Genomic DNA, 22,281 nt, shown 5'->3' on the forward strand with positions numbered 1-22,281 from the left:
CATGGGCTTCCATCACATAGCCACCGCTCTCCCAGCTTCAGCAGCTTGGCTTCGTAATGACACACGCGATTGAGGCGTAAGCGTCTTCTCTGGTGAACTGGCGGAACAACAGTCTGCTGCAACTAATTGTCGATCATTACCAATTGCTTCGGTCGACCTAACGCATCAGCAGCAGAACGATGCGATACAGCGGTGCACCGGAGGTTGAGCTAAACAATCACTCCGCCACTCATCGTCGCGTGCGAAGCCTTGGTTCTCGGACAGTTCTGTGCCTCTGTCTCGTTCGGAATATCCACTTTTCGCTTCACCACAAGCGTTTGACTTGACTTCAAGCGCTAGACTCAAGATAATGAAGTTATACTTCACACAGTGAAATTACCATAACATGAAGAACGCACAGCCTGCGGCACTCGATGGCCTGACGGTTCTTGATCTTTCTCGCGTTATGGCTGGCCCGTGGTGCTGCCAGATGCTCGCGGATCTCGGCGCCAACGTCATTAAAGTGGAGCATCCACAGCAGCCGGACGACACGCGGCTTTGGGGCCCACCATTCTTCCGCGGAGACGCAGGTGAGGACGCGGCTTACTATTTGGCGGCAAATCGGAACAAGAGCGCCATGGCGGTGAACTTCGCCGACCCGGCGGGCGCTGAACTGGTCCGAGATATTGCCCGCAAGAGCGATATCGTCGTCGAAAATTATAAGACCGGAAGTCTCGCCAGATATGGCTTGGACTACGAAAACCTCAAGATGGAGAATCCGCGGATTGTCTATTGCTCGATCACTGGCTTCGGCCAGACGGGTCCACTCGCAGGCAGGGGAGGATACGACTTTCTCATTCAGGCGATGAGTGGACTGATGAGCGTCACGGGTCATCCCGAAGACAATCAGGGGCCGGTCAAAGTTGGTATACCGGTTGCGGATCTGATGACGGGTCAATTTGCGGCTACCGCCATCCTTGCGGCCGTCGTTCACCGCCTAAAGACGGGTGAGGGCCAGCATATCGACTGTGCGTTGTACGACAGCCAACTTGCCGCGCTCTCTAACCAAGCAATGAACTATCTTGTTGGGGGCGAGGTGCCGAGAAGGCTAGGCAATGCCCACCCAAACGTCATTCCCTATCAGGATTTTCAGGGTGCGAACGGCAGAATCGTGGTGGCGGCTGGAAGCGACAGGCAGTTCCGGTCGGTATGCAAAGTGCTGGGTCTCGCCGAACTTTGCGATGACCAGCGCTTCGCCACCAACAAGGCTCGTCTTGAGAATCGCGAATTGCTCGTATCCATCTTGACGGCGGCGACGGTGTCCCGGGACGTTGAGTCCCTCGTCGACGCGTTGAACGCGGCGGGAGTACCGGCTGGTTGCATCAACGATATTGGTGAGGCATTCAGCCATCAGCATGTCCGCGAGAGGCAGATCGTCCGCTCGATGGTCCGCGACGACGGCAGGGAGGTTCCGACCGTCGCATTTCCCGCGCGCCTTTCACGCACGCCTGCCTCGTACCGCAAGCCGCCGCCACGGTTCGGCGAGGACACCGACCACATATTGCGTGATTTCCTTGGCAAGGACCCCCGAGCAATTGCGGAGCTTCGCGCACGTGGGGTAATCGCGTGAACCACAGCGATAAACATGACGCTATCAGAAAAAATGTTCGGGCCTTCATTGCGGCCGAAAGGACGGCCGGCCGCATTAGAGCCGGCCAGTCTTGGACCACATTCGACCGCGATTTCTCGATTAGATGCGCAGACCAGGGCTATATCGGCATGACCTGGCCGAAAATGTTTGGTGGCCACGACCGCAGCCCGGAGGAACGATATGTGATCATCGAGGAGCTGCTCGCGGCCGGTGCGCCTCTTGGATCTCATTGGATTGCTGACAGGCAAAGTGGCCCGCAAATCCTACGCAACGGCACGGAACATCTGAAACATCTCGTCTTGCCACAAATCGCAGCAGGCCGCTGCACCATTGGCATCGGCATGAGCGAACCCGATTCAGGCTCGGACCTGTCGTCGATCCGCACAAGCGCCACGAAAGTGGACGGCGGGTGGGTTCTGGAGGGACGCAAGATCTGGACAACGAATGCACATCATGCCGATTACCTGATCGTCCTCTGCCGCACCTCTCCCAAATCGGAGGATCGGAATGCCGGACTTTCCCAGTTGGTCGTGCCCCTCGAAAACAAGGGCGTCACCGTCAGGCCCATCACCAACATGGCTGGAGTGGACGAATTCAACGAAGTCCTTTTCGAAAACTGTTTTGTGGATGAAGAGCATCTGCTCGGCGAACCGGGGCAAGGCTGGCGTCTTGTGATGGAGGAGCTTTCCTTCGAGCGAAGCGGCCCCGATCGCATCCTGTCCACGTTTCCCATGTTGTCGATGCTATCGTCCTATATCGCGCGCGACCCCGACCGCCACGCGACGATCGAACTCGGCCGTCTCGTCGGAAGGCTCCATTCCGTTCGATCGCTTTCGCTTGAAATCAACCAGGCCTTGGGCCGCCACGAAGATGTCGGCCAGAAGGCAACCATGATGAAGGATATCGGCACCACCCTCGAGCAAGATATCGCCGAGGTTTCGCGCAGATTGATCGATCTCAGCCCTAGACAAGACGGCGACGACCTAACAACGACCTTAGCCTCGGCAATTCTGAATGCGCCCAGCTTTAGCTTACGCGGAGGGACTCGCGAAATCCTCAAGGGAATCGTCGCACGCCATTTGGGGTTGAGATGAACGACGTTTCAAGAATGCTGGCGCAGACCGCTAGCCGTATTCTGGCGCAATTCGGAAAACGCTGCCGGGAGCAACTGCAGAGCGCAGAACTTTTCGCCGAGGTGCACAAATCCGGTCTGAACTTGGCGCTGCTGCCCGAAGATGCGGGCGGCGCGGGTCTGACGATCGAGGAAGCGGCAGAAATTCTCCGTATATGGGGCCGCCACGCTGCGACTTTGCCGATGGTTGAAATGCTTGTTGCGGCTCCTGTAGCAGTGATGTTCGGCCACAATCCCGCGACCTCCAGCATCACTGCCCGCAGCGACATTATCCTGTCGAAGCACAAAGGCCAGGCGTGCCTTTCGGGGCGGCCGATCGAGGCCCCGCTCTCTCCAGGCTGCAGGCAGGTCTATGCACGGGCGACTGATTTGTCCGGCAATTGCTTCATCCTGTCGGTCTCGACGGCGAATGCTCAGACATTCGCTGATCTGGCGGGGGAACCTTGGGTTCGTCTTGCACCGGAGGATGCCCTTGATGTGAGGGCTCTGTCCGTTGGCCGCGCGCAGTCTGAGAAAATCGCACGCAGCGGAGCCCTTTTAACGGCAGCGGCCATGACTGGCGCGATGGGTGAGATCCTGGAGTTGGCCATCGACCACGTGAATACGCGTTCACAGTTCGGGCGGCCGCTCGGCCGGTTCCAAGCTATACAACATCTTCTGTCCGATGTCGCGAGCGAGCTGGCCGTCACGGAAGCGGTGCTTGGCCAAGCCTTGCAAAATGTGCACGATCGACTGGGCTGGCTGTCGGCGAAGGCCCAAGCGGGTCGGGGAGCAACTATTGCCGCTTCTACCGGTCATCAGCTATTCGGCGCCATAGGCTTCACGGCGGAACACCTCCTTCACTGCTATACCAAGCGGCTGTGGGTCTGGCGCGACCATTGGGGTAGGCAGGACGATTGCGAGCGCACAATCGGCGAGATGGCAATGCGATCTGGCGAGGGTCGCTTGTGGAGTTTTTTGGTTGATGGTTCCCAAGGAGACGTCCCACATGTCTGACCCCGAAGTCCAAATAGAGCGAGATGGGCCCCTGGCCGTTGTGACGTTGAATGACCCAGCAACACGGAACGCGCTGTCGTCACCTGTAATCAAGGCTTTGGTGGGGTTTCTGGAGTGTGCCAACCGTGACCCAGCGCTCGGCTGCATTGTCATAACTGGCGCGGGCGATGCGTTCAGCTCGGGCGGCAATGTCCGCGACATGCAGGACGGTGACGACCCCATGTTCCATGGTCCGCCATTCGACATGATGGAGGGCTATCGCAATGCCATCCAGAAGATTCCATTGGCGTTCGCCAAGCTGGATGTTCCGACGATCGCAGCCGTCAACGGAGCAGCCGTCGGTGCAGGGTGCGATCTCGCCTGCATGTGTGACATCCGCTTAGCCGCCCCCCAAGCACAGTTCGCCGAAAGCTATCTAAGGGTTGGCTTGGTACCTGGAGACGGCGGCGCCTGGTACCTTCCGCGCGTTATTGGCATGCCGCGCGCGCTTGAAATGTCGTTGACCTGCGACCTTATTGGTGCGGAGCAGGCAGAGCGGTGGGGCCTCGTTTCCCGCATCGTGCCAGAGGACAATTTATTGTCGGAATCTTTGAAGGTCGCGCGTAAAATCGCCTCGTTCCCTCCATTAAGTGCTCGACTGAACCGCCGCCTTATCCGCAACGCAGCCGAGATGAGTTTGCAATCATGTCTTGAGCTTTCTGCGTCCTATCAGGCAATCGTGCAACACACCTCGGATCACAGGGAAGCAATAAACGCACTGCTTCAGAAACGTCCTCCGCTCTTTTTAGGTCGGTGATGGGTACTATAGTGAATTTCTTGGCAGTGCATCGGCCTGCCTTCTAAGCGCATCAGAGGCCGAAAACGTCGGCGCTTGGCTTCACCGAAGTGCTGCCTTCTCTCAAACTTAGACCTCGGCCGGCTGGCAAAGTCTGCGCAGTCACTCCGAAAGAACTGGGTGCTCGGTTTGGCCGCGCAAGGGCTTGTGCGGTATCAAAGACAGAGCAGCCAACGCAAACGCAAGAATAAAGCCGTCTGCGACGAAGATCATGGTGAATGGCATTGGCGAGGTCTCGACGTGGACGAGCGTGCCCGCGGCAACTGGCAAGCCAGCGCCCATAGCAACCGCGCCGAGCACAGCCACGCCAAGCGCGGCTCCAAGCGAGCGCAGGAAGGTCAGCACTCCGGTGGCGACACCAAGATGTGCGCGGTCCACGGCATTCTGGACCGAGACGGTGCTCACTGGAAAGGTGGTTCCGCTACCGAGGCCGATCAGAGTGGTCAGGATTTCAACCTCAAGTATTGAGGCGCCTTCGGCCACGATGCTGAGGGCACCGAGGCAGGCGATGGCTAAGACCATGCCAGCCATGGCGATGCGCTTGTAATGCGTGAGGCGCGGGATCATGCGACCGCTGAAGGTGGCACCCGCGACCGTGCCGAGTAGCAATCCAAGCATAACAGTGCCGGATTCACTAACCGAGAGCCCAAGTATCGCCTGCAGGTAAATCGGCAGGTAGACCGATATGCCAATGCTAGCCGCCTGTAGCAGAAACATCGAAAGTGTACCAGCAAGCACAATCGGGTTGCTAAGCACCTCGAGTGAGATAAGCGGTTCGGGGGCTTTCACTAGCCTGGCCGCGAACAACGACCAAAGCAGCGCCGAGCAGGCCACGAGCGACAGGGTCTCGCGAGAGAACCAGGGGTAGGTGCTTCCACCCCAGTTGAGCGCCAACAACAGAAGCGCCGTCGCGCTGATCAACAGGAGGGCGCCGAGGCAGTCGATTCGGTGAGTCTTGGCCAGGATCGGGAGCTTCTTCAGAGGGTTGTTGATGATCGCCATCGCCGCGAAGCCGAGCGGCAGGTTGATCCAGAAGATCAGCGACCAATGGAGATGTTCCGCGAATGTCCCTCCGAGCACCGGCCCGGCAATGCTCGCGACTGCCCAGGTCACCGCTATCCAGGCCACGTATCGGGCTCGTTCACGCGGAGGCACGAGGTCCCCGATGATAATTTGTGCAAGGGCCCATAGGCCCCCGCCTCCCGCGCCTTGGATCGACCGGCCAAGGACCAATACCAGCATGTTCGGTGCGAGCGCGCTGACCACAGACCCCAGCAAAAAGATCAATACCGCAGCATAAACCACGCGTCGGCGACCATAGACATCCGAAATCTTGCCGTAGAGCGGTGCCATCGCCGTGGCCGTGAGCAAGTAGCCGGTTACGATCCAGGGCAGGTATTCCGCATTGCCGAGCGCACGCGCGATAGTCGGCAAGGCAGGCGCGACGATCGTCTGGTCAAGCGCCGCCAGAAGCATCGACAAAAGCACGCCACCAACGATGGCATTCTTCTCGCTCTCGCTCACAACCGGCGTGGCTGTTGTCCCCATCGACGTAGGCTTGTCGGCAGTCTGGTACATTTCGACATCCTTCAAAACGGGTGCCAAGCGTAAAAGCACGCCTTGATGCCGGCAGCCCGGCGCCACGCTTCGTGCCTCGTGTTCTCAAGCTCGTGTCCCTCGCAACAAAACGTCGGGCTGCCGGCCGGTTCCTTGTTCTCAGCGCGCCTGAAAGGTGGGTACGGGGCCTCCTCCCGGTGCGCGTCGATCGAACCCCTTGTGGTCTGTCGTCACGAATTGGCTAGAGATTTCTCTTTTATAGGGAATTGACCAATTAATCGCAATATGCGACTTTTTCAAAATCGCAATCGACCAATGGAGAACAGTTATGGCCCCACGCACGCCTCATCTAGCCACCGAGTCAGCCCTCGATGCGCTGTCGTCGCGTTACGTCGATGTCGAAGCACTTCCTTGGCAGCCGACCGAGTACCCCGGCGTCACAATGAAGATCTTGATGGAAGATAAGGAAAGCGGCCTGCTGACCGGGCTGTTCAAGTTCGAGCCCGGTGCCACGCTGCCGTACCACGAACATGTGGAGATTGAGCAGAGTTTTCTCCTTGAGGGCAGCGTAGCCGATCATGAAGGCAACCTCACCGCCGGCAACTACGTCTGGCGTCCGGGCGGAAATCGTCACAGGGTCGTCTCGCCCAACGGTGCGCTTGCCTTGTCTTTCTTTCTAAAGCCTAACCGATTTTTCAAAAACGATGGCGCCGTTTGAACTTATGCCAGCCTGTCGCTTGCCAGTGCCGTCGCCCTAGTTTGAGGCTTTCTGTGATGTGTAAAAAAGAAATGCCGAGTTTGCGGCCGATCGGAGTTTCGCTTCGATCGGAGGGCCGGCGATTCTTTCTGCAAAGTTCTGGCTGCCAAGTGAAGGTAAAATTCACTCAATTCGACAGAAGCGCGATATTGTAGTGAAAAACACTTAAGAAGGCGATTTTGCTGCAAATTTCTCGACGGGAAGCGTCCTGCAAAGGAGTTGCGAAGATGTCTTATCCAGAAAACGTGCTTTTGCACATTGATGGAAAGTGGAGGCCATCGGCGTCAGGCAAAACGATTCCTGTCATCAATCCCGCCAATGAAGGCATCTTAGGCCATGTAGCTCATGCCGACGTTGCCGATCTGGACGAGGCACTGGCTGCCGTTGGCAAGGGATTTGCCATTTGGAGCAAGACCGCAGCGTTCGATCGCTACAAGCTGATGCGCAATGCAGCCGATCTAGTGCGGCAGCGCGCGAATGAGATCGCCCGCATCATGACTGCAGAGCAAGGCAAGGCCTTGGTCGAAGCTCAAATGGAGACCCTATCGGCGGCGGACTTGATAGACTGGTTCGCCGAGGAAGGTCGGCGAACCTATGGCCGATCCATTCCTGCCCGCGCAGCGAATATCGGCCAGGTATCCTATAAGGAGCCGATTGGTCCCGTTGCAGCGTTCACCCCTTGGAACTTTCCAATCGGTCAGGTCGTGCGGAAGCTTTCCGCTGCTCTTGCCTCTGGTTGCTCCATCATCGTTAAGGCTGCCGAAGATACCCCTGGTTCACCGGCGGAGCTCATTCGCGCGTTTGTAGATGCTGGTATCCCGGCCGGGGTGATCAATCTTGTCTATGGAAATCCAGCGCAGATATCGGGTCATCTGGTGCCTCATCAGACTGTCAGAACAATATCGTTTACCGGCTCGACTGCCGTAGGCAAGCAATTGGCCGCCCTTTGCGGACAGCACATGAAGCGCTCAACGATGGAACTCGGCGGCCATGCGCCGGTCATTGTGTTGAAGGACGCGCCGGTTCAACAAGCCGCGGAATTGATGGCCCGCTCCAAGTATCGCAACGCCGGTCAGGTGTGCGTGTCCCCAACTCGATTTCTCATTGAAGAGGATATCTATGATGAATTTGTCGATCGTTTTTCGTCAGTAGCAAAGACTATCAAGGTGGGGGACGGCCTTGTAGAAGGCACGGTCATGGGCCCCGTAGTCAACGAGCGGAGATTGCAATCCGTTAGCACGCTGGTGCAGGAAGCCGTTCAGAGCGGTGCTAAGCTTGTTACCGGCGGCAAGCGGATTGGCAATTCCGGATATTTTTACGAGCCGACAGTCCTCTCCAATGCGCCTGTATCGGCGCGGATCATGAACGACGAGCCGTTCGGGCCCGTTGCGCTGATGATGCCTGTCAGCGGGCTCGACGCGGCCTTGGACGAAGCAAACAGGCTGGACTACGGTTTGGGTGCTTTCGGCTTCACGCGGTCGGCCGAAAGTGCGGCTAAGATGTCTCGTAACATCCGTTCGGGCATGCTTTCCATCAATCATTTCGGGCTTGCACTGCCCGAAGTCCCGTTCGGCGGCATTAACGATTCGGGTTATGGCACAGAAGGGGGCGCCGACGCCCTTGAGGCCTACCTCAACACCAAGTTCGTTACGCACATGCAGATCGAATAAGCCTCGGACACATGTGGAGGAGAGAGAAAACAGCATGCCAAGAATGGAAGGAAAGGTCGCGTTCATAACCGGCGCCGGCAGTGGAATTGGCCGAGCGGCCGCCGTCCTGTTTGCCCAGGAGGGTGCCATGGTCGCCGTTGCCGACATCAACGCGCAGGGAGGTGCCGAGACCGTTCGCATGATTGAGAGGGCCGGGGGCGATGCACTGTTCTGCGAAACCGACGTCAGTAGCGAGCCCAGTGTGCAGCACGCAATCTCCACTGCGGTCGCGCATTTTGGTGGGCTCGACGTTCTTTACAACAATGCTGGCGGCTCAAGCCGAAACGACGGCTCTGTTGTTAGCGCAACAATCGATGAATTCTGGCGCGTCATGCGAGTTGACCTGTTCGGCACGTGGCTTTGTTGTCGGTTCGGTATCCCAGAAATTATCAAGCGTGGCGGTGGTTCCGTCGTGAACACAGTATCTCATGTAGCTCTTGTGGGTATGCGCAACATGAGCGCCTATTCAGCCGCGAAGGGTGGGATTGCAGCGCTGACTCGCGCCACCGCCGTTGAGTTCGGTGAACAGGGCGTGCGAGTGAATGCCATAGCGCCTTCGATAACAAGAACGGAGCGGGTTCTTAGGGCGCTAGAGGGCCAGCCGGCGGTTCAGTCCCTCGCTAGCCGGCATTTGGTCGGTCTCGGCGAGCCCCAGCATGTCGCCCACGCGGCGTTATATCTTGCGTCCGCCGAGTCAGGTGTGGTGACGGGTCACATCCTCTCGGTTGATAGCGGGGTTACGATCACCTGATCGCGCGTGACAGGGCCCTAAGCACTAAAGCCCGCTGCAGAGATGGTCGGCTCAGTGGACGAGAAGCAGATGCCCCTGCGATCGAAGAGAACAAGACCCCACCCTGAGGGCGGGAGGACGGAAGGCGGAAGGAGGGCAAAGGAAGCGCTTACGATGGCCCTGTCGGCTTCGGACTTCAGTTCACATGATCCCATCTTCATGTCGACGGGAAGCGTGCAAGCCAGAATTGCGCGGCCGTGCCATGCTTCTAAATTGACGAAGCGGACCCGGGGTGGCGTTGCGCATTATTGATAACCCCGGCAGCAGCTCGGCGCGCCCGTCCCATCTCCATCCCAGCGTCCAGCAATCGGAGCCCGACGCCCATGACAAGCCATATCCAGACCATCATCGATCCTCCCGAAGACGGCCATTTCAGAAATGGCGTTGCCACCGACGGCTTAATCCCCAGTCCCACCACGCTCTCCCTCAATCTCGCCATCAACGGCCGCGACCACGCACTCGACGTCGAGCCGCGCGTGACGCTGCTCGACGCATTGCGCGAGCGGCTTCACCTCACCGGCACCAAGAAAGGCTGCGACCAGGGCCAGTGCGGCGCCTGCACCGTGCATGTCGACGGCGAGCGCGTGCTGGCCTGCCTGACGCTGGCCGCCCAGGTCGAGGGCCGCTCGATCACGACCATCGAGGGGCTCGCCGACGAGGACGGCACGCTCAACGCCGTGCAGGCCGCCTTCCTCGAGCAGGACGCCTTCCAGTGCGGCTATTGCACGCCGGGACAGATCATGTCGGCGGTGGCCTGCATCCGCGAAGGCCATGCCGGCTCCGACGAGGAAATCCGCGAATACATGGCCGGCAATCTCTGCCGCTGCGGCGCCTATCCGAACATCGTCGCCGCCGTCCGCCAGGCCGCACAGGAGCTGCGCCCATGAGAGATTTTTCCTACCTTCGCGCCGATAGCGTCGAGGCTGCGCGCAACGCCGCCGCCCTTCCCGGCGCCATGCTGCTCGCCGGCGGCACGACGCTCATCGATCTCGCCAAATGCGGCGTCGCGGAACCCGCCACCGTCGTCGACATCAGCCATATCGAAGGGCTCAACGCCATCGACGTCACCGCCGATCGCGCTTTGATCGGCGCGCTGGCGAAGATGAGCCACGTCGCCGACCATGCCGAAATGAAGAGCTTGTTTCCGGCGGTCTCGGAAGCGCTTTGGCAGGCGGCGTCGGCGCAATTGCGCAACATGGCAACGATCGGCGGCAACCTGATGCAGCGCACGCGCTGTCCCTACTTCCGCGATCCCGCCAATTTCCCGGCCTGCAACAAGCGTGAGTTGGGCAGCGGCTGCTCGGCGATCGGCGGCGTGACGCGCGGCCATGCGGTGCTCGGCGTGAGCGAGGCGTGCATCGCCACCTATCCGGGGGATCTCGCCGTAGCGCTGGTCGCCTTCGACGCCGAGGTCGATCTCGGCGAGCGGCGGCTCAAGGTCGAGGACTTCTTCCTGGCCCCCGGCGCGACGGCCGAGCAGGAGCACGATATCCGTCCGGGCGAGGTGATCACGGCCATCGAGATTCCCGGCTCGGCCGCGGCCAGACGCTCGACCTACATCAAGGTACGCGACCGCCAGTCCTATGAGTTCGCGGCGGCAAGTGCAGCGGTCGGGCTGGAGCTCGAAGGCGACGGCCGCACCGTCCGCGACATCCGCGTCGCGCTCGGCGGCGTCGCTACCAAGCCGTGGCGGGCGCGCGCCGTCGAGGACGCGCTGAAAGGCAAAGCGCTCGACGAAGCGACGATCCGCGAGGCGAGCGAGCTCGCCATGCAGGGCGCAGTCGACCATGGCGCCAACCACTACAAGATCGCATTGGCGCCGCGTGTGATCGCGCGCGCCATCCTCAAATTGGGAGAGACGGCATGACCGTTCATGACGTGAAACACGCCGCGTCCGACAGCGCGCGCCTCGAAGCGGTCGGCGGACGCCTGTCGCGCGTCGACGGCCCGGCCAAGATCACCGGCGCCGCCCGCTACGCCGTCGAGCAGCAGCTTGAAGGGCTGGCTCATGCGGTGCTCGTCGACTCCACCATCGCTGCGGGCAAGGTCGTGTCGATCGAGACGCAGGCGGCAAAGGCTGCGCGTGGTGTTATTGCGGTGCTGACGCCGGATACGATCATGAAGCTGTCAGTCGCGTCGGATTGGTTCGGGAACCCGCTTGCTCCCCAACGAACTTTCTGCCCGCTTGCACGCGACGTGACATATTGCGGCCAGCACATCGCTGTTGTGATCGCTGAGACCTTCGAGCAGGCGGTCTCCGCCGCGGCTTTGGTCATGGCGGACTATGACCAGGCCCCGGCTCTAGTCGAGCTGGGGGACGGAACGGCTGGTGAAATTATATCGATCGAGGGCATGACTAAGGAATGGGGCAACGCGCAGGCTGCGCTTGCTGAAGCCCCAGTGCATCTCAGTGCCGTGTACAATACGCAACGATCAGCTCACGCAGCAATCGAACCGCATGGGTTGATTGCGCGCTGGGAAGGCGACCGGCTCACCATCTGGGAGCCCAGCCAATGGTTGGACGGCATGGCGCGCACCTATGCCGAGTGGTTTGGCATACCATTCGAGAATGTGCGGCTCGTCTCGCCGTATATCGGCGGTGGCTTTGGCTCCAAGGCGCTGGCGCTCGCCCACAGCGCGGTGGCGGCTGCAGCGGCCAAGATGCTTGGACGGCCGGTCAAGCTGATGCTTACCCGCTCGCAGAATTTTACTTCTTATGGTGGCCGCGCCACTACCCGTCAAACGATTGACCTCGGCGCCGACAAGGCTGGCAGGATTCAGTCCATCATTCACCGTGGCGTCAGCGAGGTTTCTCTCGAAGGCATGTGGGTGGAAGCAGTCGGCTCCATCACCTCGATCATGTATGACACGCCCAATTTCTCCTCGAGGCAGGATGTGGTGCGGCTCAACACCGTGTTGCCGAACCCGAAGCGCGCCCCAGGTGAGAACCCCAGCGCGTTCGGCATCGAATGCGCGATCGACGAGCTCGCCCATGAGCTTGGGCTGGATCCGCTGGAGATCAGGCTGATCAATTATGCCGAGCAGGACCCGCATGCGAAGAAGGCGTGGTCGACAAGGCAATTGCGCGAGGCGTTTGCAGTCGGCGCCGAAGCCTTCGGCTGGGCAAAACGTTCGCCCGCGCCACGCTCTATGCGCGCAGGCCACCAGCTGATCGGGTGGGGCGTGGCAGCGGGTGCCTATCCCGTACAGCGGGCTCACGGCGAGGCTGTGGTGAAGATCATGTTCGACGGCTCGGTCGAGGTCGAAAGCTCCTCCATCGACATGGGCCAGGGCACGTATACGATCCTGGCGCAGACCGCCGCCGAGACGCTCGGCGTTCCGGTGAGCCAAGTCTCGGTAAAGCTCGGCGACTCGCATTTCGCCCGCGCCGGCGTCACCGGTGGCTCGCGGCTTGCCGGGATCATGACCGGCGCCGTCCATAAGGCCGCAAGCCAAGCGCTGGATGAGTTGATCGGGCTCGCGCTCTCCGATCCGCGCTTACCCTTCCATGGACTACAGGCGAACACGCTTGCGGTGAAGGACGGCCGCATCGGCTCTCCGCGCGGCGACGGGCCGGAGCTATCGATCGCCGAGTTGATGAGCATGCTCGGCCGCGACCGTATCGAAGCCAAGGGCGACACGCTGCCGGCCGGCACGACGGCGGAGGAGCGCTACAAGAACTACACCACGATCGCCATGTCGATCCCGCACACCGAAGGCGACTATTCTCGCCATTCCTGGTGCGCGCATTTCGTCGAGGTCAAGGTCGACGAGGATTTCGGTACCGTGCGCGTGTCGCGCGTGGTCTCGGCGCTGGATTCCGGGCGGCTCTACAACCCGAAGCTGGCGGAGAGCCAGTGGAAGGGCGGCATCATCATGGGCATCGGCGAGGCGCTGCTCGAGGAAGGTATCGTCGACCGCCGCCACGGCCGCACCGTCAACTCCAATTTCGCCGACTACATGCTGCCGACCAATGCCGACATTCCCGACATCCAGACGATCTCGGTCGGCATCCCCGACCCGCACTCCTCGGCCCTCGGCGGCAAGGGCGTCGGCGAGCTCGGCATCGTCGGGGTGGCGCCCGCGATCGCCAACGCAGTGTTTCATGCGACGGGGAAGCGGGTACGGGATCTGCCGATCACGCTGGAGAAGTTGATCTAGAGAGACGGCGCGGAAGCTCGAGAGCGAGGATGCGAATGACCATCGGAGGCATGACAACACGGGAAAAGCCTGGATCGGCAAGGCGGGTATCGTCCTCGACCGTGCCCTGGATTGGGCGGATCAACGCATCTATTCCGGCGCTGGCGGACCAATTAAACGAAATCCGTGCCAATCAGGATGCCCGGCGCAAAGACCTGAAGGGGAGCTACGACTATATCATCTGTGGCACAGGTTGTGCCGGTTCGGCAGTTGCGGGGCGCCTCGCCGCAGTAAAGAAATCAGCGCGCATACTCGTTCTCGAAGCCGGAGGTTGGGATACGGCAGCTTCGGTGCTGGACCCCAACTTGTGGGTTCAAAATATCGGAAACCATTTGGATTGGAACGTATTCTCCGAGCCTTCGCCCTCCATGAATGGCCGAATTATTAGAGAGTCTATGGGCCGTGTTGTCGGCGGGGGCAGCAGCACGAACGCATTGACATGGTCACGTCCGTTCAAGGCAAACCTGAATGAATGGGCTGAAATCTCCGGTGAGCCTTTGTGGGGATATGAGCACGCGCTGGAAATTTTCAGAAATCTAGAAGACTGGCATGGACCAGCCGACGCGCGCTATCGCGGCACGGGGGGGCCGGTTTGGGTCCAGCCCGCCGCTGGCCATTCAGCAGTTGGAACGGCCCTGCTCGAGGCGGCAAAGGAATGCGGTCACCCCGTATTGTCCGATCAGAACGGTGCCCGTGAGGAGATGGATGGCGGGTTCGCTTACATGAATCACATTGTGCGCGACGGCCTACGCCATAGCATGGCTCGCGCATACCTCTACAATGTCTTGGGGCAGGAAAACATCACGCTGCTGCCCAACTCCCATGTGCACCGCGTCGTCTTGGATGGAGATCGGGCCGTTGCTGTCGAGGTCGACCTTGGAGACCGCATGGTCGTATTTTGGGCCGACCGCGAGATCGTCTTGTGCGCAGGTGGAATGAATAGTGCCAAGATCTTGATGTTGAGTGGCATCGGGAACGAAAAGGACCTCAAGCCGCACGGCATCAAAACGCTGGTGAATTCACCTGATGTGGGCGCCAACTACCACAATCACACCTTACATGCGGCGTGTCTGTGGGAATCGCCGCAACCAATCCCATTGCTGAATACCGGAGCGAACGTCGCTGGCTTCTGGAAGAGCAAAGCGTCACTTTCCGCCCCCGATTTCAATTTCGTTCAGCTTGAATTTCCCTATGCCACGGAAGAAATCATCGCACGATATGCACCGCCGACTACGGCCTGGGCCTTGTGCGCTGGGCTCGTTGCGCCGAAAAGCCGTGGCTTCTTGAAACTGAGATCCGCAAATCCCGCCGACAATCCAATCCTGGATGCAAGGCTACTTACTCATCCAGATGATATGGCCGCCTTGGCCGCCGCTATTGAAGCCTGCCGCGAGCTTGGAAATTCGCAAGCCATGAGGCCCTTTGCCATCCGCGAGGTAGCCCCAGGCAAGAAGCTCGACAAGGAAGAAATGGCCGATTTCATCCGCGACGGCGCGTCGAGCTTCTTCCACTCGGTTGGCACTTGTCGCATGGGCAAGGACGAGGATGCGGTCGTCGACGGACAACTGCGGGTGAAGGGCGTAAGAGGCTTGCGGATCGCCGATGGGTCGATCATGCCGCATATTGTCAGCTCCGCTACGATGGCCGCTTGCGTTCTGATCGGCGAGCGAATGGCAGAAATACTCCACAAAGAAAGCTGAAACCGCAAATCGCCGGAAAAGCCTCCCAAGGCAACTTGGCTGCCGTCAAATCCAGTTTGCCGGCAGCCACTCTTTTGTTAAAGACCTTTCGCTTCGAGCACGATGCGCGAGTGGCCCGGCCACACGCGGTAGCCCTGGATAGGTTGGATGAACTCGCTAAAAGGTTCAAGCTAACTCGCTTCCCTACCCTCGGCCGAATAGTGGATCACAGTGGCCAACAGGATGCGCGAGCCGGTAGGGGTGGTGCACGACGTCCCCGGGATTAAACCCGTTCTGGCTGGCCGACGTATTCGCCACGTTCACGTGCCTGGGAGTGGCCCTCGGGCGACATGACCGGTCCGTCTCAATGAAGTCGACCGATCCCGCTCGACGGGACGCCAGGATCACCGAGAGGGTCCTCGATGATAAACTTTTCGAAGCTTTCCAAGTGCTTTCCACCTCCTTGTTCCAGTGCTCGTATTCCGCCCGGCGGAAGAGGTAGAGTGGGTGGGGAAAGTGGGTTGCCATTTATCGTGTTCCGCCCACATGAGGAGCGCAAAGGACCACGTCGACCTCTCAGGGCCGGCAGCCGATCTTTTCGAAAAGCTCCAGGAATTGCCCGTGTTGCATGTGCATACCGGTTATTTCGCCCCTTTGCTTGTGGGTGCCGACGCATGTATCGGCAACGATTTTCAACTCACTGGTTTCAACGTGCAGGGCGTGGAAACTGAGGATCACCTCACCTTTCTCAGTCAAGGCCCGGAAGGAGCCATTGCATCGGAAGCACGGCCGCGGGTGTTGCGTCGGGTATCATCGGGACAGCACTTGGCCTCTCGCTCTCATAGATTCTGTGATTTTCACGTGACCGATCCGTTCTGCCAGGACTAGTCAGGCCGTCTCTCCACGGGTTCATTCTTGCTTCGATGCGGCTGAGAACCATATCCCTCGCAGCACGGCAGGCGTAACTCACCGGTTGCGACGCTTGCCCTCCAGCAGGTCTAGAACCGCGCGCGCGGCATCCAGGACAGCGGTTCCAGGTCCAAACACCGCAGAGACCCCATGCTCCATCAGGAATTGGTAATCCTGGCGTGGTACTACGCCGCCGACCACCACGATGGCGTCCGAGGCGCCCTTTGCCTTGAGCGCCTTGACCAGTTGCGGCGCCAGGGTCTTGTGGCCGGCCGCCAGCGAAGACATGCCCACAAGATGGACCTTCAGCTTCGCCGCAAGGTTCGCCGCTTCCTGCGGCGTCTGGAACAGCGGCCCGGCGATGACGTCGAAGCCGATGTCGCCAAAGGCCGAGGCGATGACCTTGGCGCCGCGGTCATGGCCGTCCTGGCCGAGCTTGGCCACCAGTATCCTGGGAGCCTCTCCCAGGGCGGCCCGCAGGGCTTCGAGGCGTTTCACCAGCATCTCGTATTCCGGCTCCCCACGATACGCGGCGTCATAGACCTTGCGCACCACCTTCGGAGCCGCGGCATGGTCGCCAAAGACCTTGCGCAGCACATCCGATATCTCGCCGACCGTTGCGCGGGCGCGGGCGGCCTCGACGGCGCTCGCCAGGATATTGCCCTCGCGGGAGCGGGCGACGTCGCCCAGCGCGGACAGGGCTTCAGCGACCTTTGCGGGATCTCGCTGGCGCCTCACCATTTCGATGCGGGCGATCTGCGCCGCCCGTACCGCCTTGTTGTCGATGTCGAGGATGTCGAGCTGCGCTTCCTCTTCGAGCCTGTACCGGTTGACGCCGACGATCACCTCGTCGCCGCGGTCGATCGCCGCCTGCCTGCGGGTCGCGGCTTCCTCGATCATGCGCTTCGGCAGCCCTTCATGGACGGCCTTGGTCATGCCGCCCATGGCCTCGACCTCCTCGATCAGTGTCCAGGCGGCGTCGGCCAGCTCCTTGGTCAGGCTCTCGACATAGTAGGAGCCGGCCAGCGGATCGACCACCTTCGTCACGCCCGTCTCGTGCTGGAGGATCAACTGCGTGTTGCGCGCGATGCGGGACGAAAACTCGGTCGGCAGCGCGATCGCCTCGTCGAAGGAATTGGTGTGCAGGCTCTGCGTGCCGCCAAGCACCGCGCTCATCGCCTCGAAGGCGGTGCGCACGATGTTGTTGTAGGGGTCCTGCTCCTGCAGCGACACGCCGGACGTCTGGCAGTGGGTGCGCAGCATGAGCGAGGAAGCCTTCTTCGGCTGGAACTCCTCCATGATTCGCGTCCACAGAAGCCGCGCCGCGCGCAGCTTGGCCGCCTCCATGAAGAAGTTCATGCCAATGGCGAAGAAGAAGGACAGCCGGCCGGCGAAATCGTCGACATCGAGCCCTTTCTTCAGCGCCGCGCGGACATATTCGCGCCCGTCGGCCAGCGTGAAGGCGAGCTCCTGCACCAGCGTCGCTCCCGCCTCCTGCATATGGTAGCCGGAGATCGAGATCGAGTTGAACTTCGGCATCTCCTTCGCCGTGAACTCGATGATGTCGGCGACGATCCGCATCGAGGGCTCCGGCGGGTAGATGTAGGTGTTGCGGACCATGAACTCCTTGAGGATGTCGTTCTGGATCGTGCCTGAGAGCTGCGCCCGCGGCACGCCCTGCTCCTCGCCCGCGACGATGAAGCTGGCGAGGATCGGGACCACCGCGCCGTTCATGGTCATCGACACCGAGACCTTCTTGAGCGGGATGCCGTCGAACAGGATCTTCATGTCCTCGACGGAATCGATCGCCACGCCCGCCTTGCCGACATCGCCCTCGACGCGCGGGTGATCGCTGTCATAGCCGCGATGGGTGGCAAGGTCGAAGGCGACCGACACGCCTTGCTGGCCGGCGGCGAGCGCCTTGCGGTAGAAAGCGCTGGAGGCTTCCGCCGTCGAGAAGCCGGCATATTGCCGGATGGTCCATGGCCGGCCAGCATACATGGTTGCGCGCGGGCCGCGCAGGAACGGCTTTTGCCCCGGCAAGCCGCCAAGATAGTCGATCCCCTCGAGATCCCGTGCCGTGTAGAGGGGCTTGACCGCGATGCCTTCAGGCGTGCGACAGGTGAGCGTGTCCGGGTCGGCCTTGAGCTCCCTCTCGGCAAGGGCGCGCCACTGCTCGAGCTCGTCGGCCATCACTCGAACTCCATGATCAATTCGTCGACCGCAAGGCTGGCGCCGGCTCTTGCCGCGATCGCCTTGACCACCGCCCGGCGCTCGGCGCGCAGCACGTTTTCCATCTTCATCGCCTCGACGGTCGCAAGCGCCTGTCCGGCCTCGACCGTGTCGCCCACCTGCACCGGGAGCGAGGTGATGACGCCGGGCATCGGGCAGAGCAGCATCTTCGACGTGTCGGGCGGCGTTCTCACCGGCATCAGTCGGGCAAGCTCGGCCACGCGGGGCGAGCGCACGAATGCGGTGACGTCGATGCCGCGCCAGCGTAGGCGCAGGCCGGAGCCGTCGAGCGACACCTTCACGCCCACCGCCTCGCCGTCCACCACGAAGGTCGCATGACTATCGCCCGGCAGCCAGTCGCTCGACACGGCGAGGCTCGGTCCATCGGCAAAGGCGACGACATCGCCGGCGCTGTCCTCAACGATGGCGAGCGCGAATTCGTGGTCGGCCACCGTCGCGACCCAGTCCTTGCCGATGCTGCGCGGATGGTTGGCGAGCGCGCCCGAAATCCGCGCCGACCGGCGAACGATCCTGGCATTGATGAAGGCGGCGACGGCCGCGAGCAGACGCGCCTGGGCATCATCCGGCTCGACACCTTGGAAACCGTCCGGGAACTCTTCCGCGATATAGGCGGTAGTCAAGCGGCCCTCGCGGTAGCGCGGCTGTGCCATGACCGCCGACAGGAACGGAAGGTTGTGACCGATGCCTTCCACCTCGAAATCGTCGAGCGCCCGCGCCATTGCATCGATCGCCGAAGGGCGATCCGGCGCCCAGGCGCAGAGCTTGGCGATCATCGGATCGTAATACATCGAGATCTCGCCGCCTTCGAACACGCCGGTGTCGTTGCGCAGGATCGTGCCGTCCTCGCGCGGTCCCTCGACCGGCGGCCGGTAACGCGTCAGGCGCCCGATGGAGGGCAGGAAATTGCGGTACGGATCCTCGGCGTAGAGCCGGCTTTCGATCGCCCAACCGTTGAGCTTCACGTCGTCCTGGCCAAAGCGCAGTTTTTCGCCGGCGGCGATCCGGATCATCTCCTCGACGAGATCGAGGCCGGTGACCAGTTCCGTCACCGGATGCTCGACCTGCAGGCGAGTGTTCATTTCCAGGAAGTAAAAATTTTTCTTGCCGTCGACGATGAACTCGACGGTGCCGGCGGAGAAATAGCCGACCTCGCGCGCCAGAGCGACGGCCTGCTCGCCCATGGCCTTGCGTGTGGCCGGATCGAGGAAGGGCGACGGCGCCTCCTCGATAACCTTCTGGTTGCGCCGCTGGATCGAGCATTCGCGCTCGCTGAGATAAACGATGTTGCCATGCCGGTCGCCCAGCACCTGGATCTCGATGTGGCGGGGCTCGGTGACGAATTTCTCGATGAAGATGCGGTCGTCGCCGAAGGAGGCCTTGGCTTCGTTCCGTGACGACTGGAACCCCTCGCGCGCCTCTGCGTGGTTCCAGGCGATGCGCATGCCCTTGCCGCCGCCGCCGGCAGAGGCCTTGATCATCACCGGATAGCCGATCGAGGCTGCGATACGCACGGCTTCGTCCGCATCCTCGATCAGGTCCATATGGCCGGGCACAGTGGAGACGCCTGCGGCGGCTGCAACGCGCTTGGAGGTGATCTTGTCGCCCATCGCCTCGATCGCCGCCACGGGCGGGCCGATGAAGGCGATGCCGGCGTCCTTGAGCGCATCGGCGAAATTGGCGTTCTCCGACAGGAAGCCGTAGCCCGGATGCACGGCATCGGCGCCAACTGCCTTCGCGGCGTCGACGATCCTGGCGATGACGATGTAGGACTGACTGGACGGCGACGGGCCGATGTGGATCGCCTCGTCCGCCATCTTCACATGCAGCGCGTCGCGATCGGCATCCGAATAGACCGCCGCGGTTGCAATGTCGAGCTTCTTCGCAGTCTTGATAACCCGGCACGCGATCTCGCCGCGATTGGCGATGAGGATTTTCCTGAACATTACGGATCGACCACAAACATTTCCGATTGGCCTTTGCGCGTCCATTTTAGCGCCGAGCGCCCCACGTCCTCGGCACGTCGATCACGCACAGGCACCACTCCATCTCGCCATGCCGATCCACCCATTCGAGGAGCCTTTCGGCGCCAAGTCCTTCTCGGCTAAGCCAGGCGGCCAGCTGCCGCGAGGTCGAACAGAGGATTCCGTCAATCCGGACCTGCGTGCACATGAACCCTCACAGCGGCATGGTGTCGTGCTTCTTCCAGCGCGGCTCGATGTTCTTGCCGCGCAGTGCGGCGAAGGCGCGGGCGATGCGCTTGCGCGAGGAATGCGGCATGATCACCTCGTCGATAAAGCCGCGTTCGGCCGCCACGAACGGGTTGGCGAAGCATGCCTCGTACTCTCTGGTCCTGACCGCGATCTTGCCCGCGTCCGCGAGTTCCGAGCGGTAAAGGATCTCGGTCGCGCCCTTGGCTCCCATCACGGCGATCTCGGCCGTCGGCCAGGCATAGTTCACGTCCGCGCCGATATGCTTGGAGGCCATCACGTCATAGGCGCCGCCATAGGCCTTGCGCGTGATCAGCGTCACCATCGGCACGGTGGCCTGCGAATAGGCAAACAGAAGCTTGGCGCCGTGCTTGATCACCCCGCCATACTCCTGGGATGTGCCCGGCAGGAAACCCGGCACGTCGACCAGCGTCAGCAACGGAATGTTGAAGGCATCGCAGAAGCGCACGAAACGGGCGGCCTTGCGACTGGAATCGATATCGAGGCATCCCGCCAGCACCATCGGCTGGTTGGCGACGACGCCGACGGTCTGGCCTTCGAGCCGCAGGAGGCCGGTGATGATGTTTCTGGCATAGGCGGCCTGGATCTCGAAGAAATCGCCTTCGTCGGCGATGGCCAGGATCAGCTCCTTCATGTCATAGGGCTTGTTGGCGCTGTCGGGCACCAGCGTGTCCAACCGCATCTCGAGGCGCGCCGGATCGTCGTGGAACGGTCTGACCGGCGGCTTGTCGCGATTGTTGAGCGGCAGGAAGTCGAACAGCCTGCGGATCGCCTCCAGCGCCTCGACATCGTTCTTGAAAGCGCCGTCGGCCACGGACGATTTTTGGGTGTGCGTGCCGGCGCCGCCGAGTTCCTCCGCAGTGACGATCTCGTTGGTTACGGTCTTCACCACATCCGGGCCGGTGACAAACATGTAGGAGGTGTCTCGCACCATGAAGATGAAATCGGTCATCGCCGGTGAATAGACGGCGCCGCCGGCGCAGGGGCCCATGATCGCCGAAATCTGTGGGATGACGCCGGACGCCTCGACGTTGCGCCTGAAAACCTCGGCATAGCCGGCAAGCGAGGCGACGCCTTCCTGGATGCGAGCGCCGCCGGAATCATTGAGGCCGATCACGGGTGCGCCGTTGCGCATCGCCATGTCCATTATCTTGCAGATCTTTTCGGCATGGGTCTCGGACAAAGATCCCCCAAGCACGGTGAAGTCTTGGGAAAAGACATAGACGAGCCGTCCGTTGATGGTGCCCCATCCGGTCACCACGCCATCGCCTGCGACCTTATGCGCCGCCATGCCAAAGTCGCTGGCGCGGTGGGTGACATACATGTCGTATTCCTCGAACGAGCGCTCATCGAGGAGCACGTCCAGACGCTCCCTGGCGGTCAACTTACCTTTTGCGTGCTGGGCATCGATGCGCTTCTGACCGCCTCCCAGACGGGCCTGTTCGCGTCGAGCCTCGAGTTGTTCAAGAACGGCTCGCATCAGCGCACGGACCTTTCGTCAACAAAATCCTCGGCCGAAGTCGAGAGCCCAACCACTGCAAGCAGGCCATTGCTTGAGATGCACGCTGCTGGCGACACTGGCTCCTCCTCGAGACTTGAGCTTCGC

General features: G+C 61.1%; 16 protein-coding genes. 11 read left to right on the forward strand and 5 right to left on the reverse strand.

Annotation, left to right across the window (positions count from 1 at the left end; translation table 11 throughout):
* Positions 1-385: 385 nt before the first annotated feature.
* From ACVMIM_RS10745 to ACVMIM_RS10760, 4 genes are read left to right on the forward strand one after another with little or no spacing between them, the layout of a single operon-like run.
* Complete coding sequence (locus ACVMIM_RS10745) at positions 386-1,609, forward strand: CaiB/BaiF CoA transferase family protein (protein WP_040985498.1); 1,224 nt, start codon at positions 386-388, stop codon at positions 1,607-1,609.
* Positions 1,606-2,724 carry an acyl-CoA dehydrogenase family protein gene (locus ACVMIM_RS10750; RefSeq protein ID WP_040985496.1) on the forward strand — a complete coding sequence of 373 codons (1,119 nt, stop codon included), beginning with the start codon at positions 1,606-1,608 and terminating at the stop codon, positions 2,722-2,724. The genes ACVMIM_RS10745 and ACVMIM_RS10750 overlap by 4 nt, the downstream gene beginning before the upstream one ends.
* The gene (locus tag ACVMIM_RS10755; protein ID WP_040985494.1) at positions 2,721-3,758 is read left to right on the forward strand and encodes an acyl-CoA dehydrogenase family protein; all 1,038 of its coding nucleotides are present in this window, start codon (positions 2,721-2,723) and stop codon (positions 3,756-3,758) included. The genes ACVMIM_RS10750 and ACVMIM_RS10755 overlap by 4 nt, the downstream gene beginning before the upstream one ends.
* Positions 3,751-4,554, forward strand: coding sequence for an enoyl-CoA hydratase-related protein (locus ACVMIM_RS10760; protein WP_040997791.1), 804 nt, complete (start codon positions 3,751-3,753; stop codon positions 4,552-4,554). Before ACVMIM_RS10755 ends, ACVMIM_RS10760 begins: the two co-directional genes overlap by 8 nt.
* A gap of 141 nt (positions 4,555-4,695) precedes the next feature.
* Here ACVMIM_RS10760 and ACVMIM_RS10765 read toward each other — a convergent pair whose 3' ends face one another.
* On the reverse strand, positions 4,696-6,171 hold the full coding sequence (locus tag ACVMIM_RS10765; protein WP_082037239.1) for an MDR family MFS transporter: 1,476 nt from the start codon (positions 6,169-6,171) through the stop codon (positions 4,696-4,698).
* A 307-nt stretch (positions 6,172-6,478) separates the two neighbouring features.
* On the opposite strand from ACVMIM_RS10765, the gene ACVMIM_RS10770 reads away from it, so the two are divergent.
* The 7 genes from ACVMIM_RS10770 (at position 6,479) to ACVMIM_RS10800 (ending at position 15,306) form a co-directional block, all read left to right on the forward strand.
* On the forward strand, positions 6,479-6,868 hold the full coding sequence (locus ACVMIM_RS10770) for a cupin domain-containing protein (protein ID WP_040985490.1): 390 nt from the start codon (positions 6,479-6,481) through the stop codon (positions 6,866-6,868).
* A 266-nt stretch (positions 6,869-7,134) separates the two neighbouring features.
* Positions 7,135-8,577 (forward strand): NAD-dependent succinate-semialdehyde dehydrogenase, encoded by a 1,443-nt coding sequence (locus ACVMIM_RS10775; RefSeq protein WP_040985488.1) that lies wholly within the window; start codon positions 7,135-7,137, stop codon positions 8,575-8,577.
* A gap of 43 nt (positions 8,578-8,620) precedes the next feature.
* Positions 8,621-9,367, forward strand: coding sequence for an SDR family NAD(P)-dependent oxidoreductase (locus tag ACVMIM_RS10780; RefSeq protein ID WP_476111909.1), 747 nt, complete (start codon positions 8,621-8,623; stop codon positions 9,365-9,367).
* 362 nt (positions 9,368-9,729) lie between these two features.
* A complete protein-coding gene (locus ACVMIM_RS10785) occupies positions 9,730-10,293 on the forward strand; it encodes a (2Fe-2S)-binding protein (RefSeq protein WP_476111910.1) in 564 nt (187 codons plus the stop codon).
* Positions 10,290-11,273, forward strand: a complete 984-nt coding sequence (locus ACVMIM_RS10790; protein WP_476111912.1) for an FAD binding domain-containing protein — start codon at positions 10,290-10,292, stop codon at positions 11,271-11,273. Before ACVMIM_RS10785 ends, ACVMIM_RS10790 begins: the two co-directional genes overlap by 4 nt.
* Positions 11,270-13,567: a xanthine dehydrogenase family protein molybdopterin-binding subunit gene (locus tag ACVMIM_RS10795; protein ID WP_040985482.1), complete on the forward strand. Its 2,298-nt coding sequence runs from the start codon at positions 11,270-11,272 to the stop codon at positions 13,565-13,567. The genes ACVMIM_RS10790 and ACVMIM_RS10795 overlap by 4 nt, the downstream gene beginning before the upstream one ends.
* Before the next feature lie 35 nt (positions 13,568-13,602).
* A complete protein-coding gene (locus ACVMIM_RS10800) occupies positions 13,603-15,306 on the forward strand; it encodes a GMC family oxidoreductase (RefSeq protein WP_476111915.1) in 1,704 nt (567 codons plus the stop codon).
* 555 nt (positions 15,307-15,861) lie between these two features.
* On the opposite strand, the gene ACVMIM_RS10805 is transcribed toward ACVMIM_RS10800, so the two are convergent.
* The 4 genes from ACVMIM_RS10805 to ACVMIM_RS10820 form a co-directional block, all read right to left on the reverse strand.
* Positions 15,862-16,023: a hypothetical protein gene (locus ACVMIM_RS10805; protein WP_476111916.1), complete on the reverse strand. Its 162-nt coding sequence runs from the start codon at positions 16,021-16,023 to the stop codon at positions 15,862-15,864.
* A gap of 228 nt (positions 16,024-16,251) precedes the next feature.
* Positions 16,252-18,387 carry a methylmalonyl-CoA mutase gene (gene scpA, locus ACVMIM_RS10810; RefSeq protein ID WP_040985476.1) on the reverse strand — a complete coding sequence of 712 codons (2,136 nt, stop codon included), beginning with the start codon at positions 18,385-18,387 and terminating at the stop codon, positions 16,252-16,254.
* The gene (locus ACVMIM_RS10815; protein ID WP_040985474.1) at positions 18,387-20,390 is read right to left on the reverse strand and encodes an acetyl-CoA carboxylase biotin carboxylase subunit; all 2,004 of its coding nucleotides are present in this window, start codon (positions 20,388-20,390) and stop codon (positions 18,387-18,389) included. Before ACVMIM_RS10815 ends, scpA begins: the two co-directional genes overlap by 1 nt.
* 232 nt (positions 20,391-20,622) lie before the next feature.
* A complete protein-coding gene (locus ACVMIM_RS10820; RefSeq protein ID WP_476111918.1) occupies positions 20,623-22,155 on the reverse strand; it encodes an acyl-CoA carboxylase subunit beta in 1,533 nt (510 codons plus the stop codon).
* Between the last annotated feature and the right edge of the window lie 126 nt (positions 22,156-22,281).

Source organism: Mesorhizobium sp. USDA 4413 (genome assembly GCF_056280365.1).

Coding starts and splice junctions, on each gene's coding strand:
- ACVMIM_RS10775 (WP_040985488.1), top strand. CDS start 7,135: ATGTCTTATCCAGAAAACGTGCTTTTGCACATTGATGGAAAGTGGAGG.
- ACVMIM_RS10795 (WP_040985482.1), top strand. CDS start 11,270: ATGACCGTTCATGACGTGAAACACGCCGCGTCCGACAGCGCGCGCCTC.
- ACVMIM_RS10755 (WP_040985494.1), top strand. CDS start 2,721: ATGAACGACGTTTCAAGAATGCTGGCGCAGACCGCTAGCCGTATTCTG.
- ACVMIM_RS10780 (WP_476111909.1), top strand. CDS start 8,621: ATGGAAGGAAAGGTCGCGTTCATAACCGGCGCCGGCAGTGGAATTGGC.
- ACVMIM_RS10815 (WP_040985474.1), bottom strand. CDS start 20,390: ATGTTCAGGAAAATCCTCATCGCCAATCGCGGCGAGATCGCGTGCCGG.
- ACVMIM_RS10820 (WP_476111918.1), bottom strand. CDS start 22,155: ATGCGAGCCGTTCTTGAACAACTCGAGGCTCGACGCGAACAGGCCCGT.
- ACVMIM_RS10785 (WP_476111910.1), top strand. CDS start 9,730: ATGACAAGCCATATCCAGACCATCATCGATCCTCCCGAAGACGGCCAT.
- ACVMIM_RS10770 (WP_040985490.1), top strand. CDS start 6,479: ATGGCCCCACGCACGCCTCATCTAGCCACCGAGTCAGCCCTCGATGCG.
- ACVMIM_RS10765 (WP_082037239.1), bottom strand. CDS start 6,171: ATGTACCAGACTGCCGACAAGCCTACGTCGATGGGGACAACAGCCACG.
- scpA (WP_040985476.1), bottom strand. CDS start 18,387: ATGGCCGACGAGCTCGAGCAGTGGCGCGCCCTTGCCGAGAGGGAGCTC.
- ACVMIM_RS10790 (WP_476111912.1), top strand. CDS start 10,290: ATGAGAGATTTTTCCTACCTTCGCGCCGATAGCGTCGAGGCTGCGCGC.
- ACVMIM_RS10760 (WP_040997791.1), top strand. CDS start 3,751: ATGTCTGACCCCGAAGTCCAAATAGAGCGAGATGGGCCCCTGGCCGTT.
- ACVMIM_RS10800 (WP_476111915.1), top strand. CDS start 13,603: ATGACCATCGGAGGCATGACAACACGGGAAAAGCCTGGATCGGCAAGG.
- ACVMIM_RS10745 (WP_040985498.1), top strand. CDS start 386: ATGAAGAACGCACAGCCTGCGGCACTCGATGGCCTGACGGTTCTTGAT.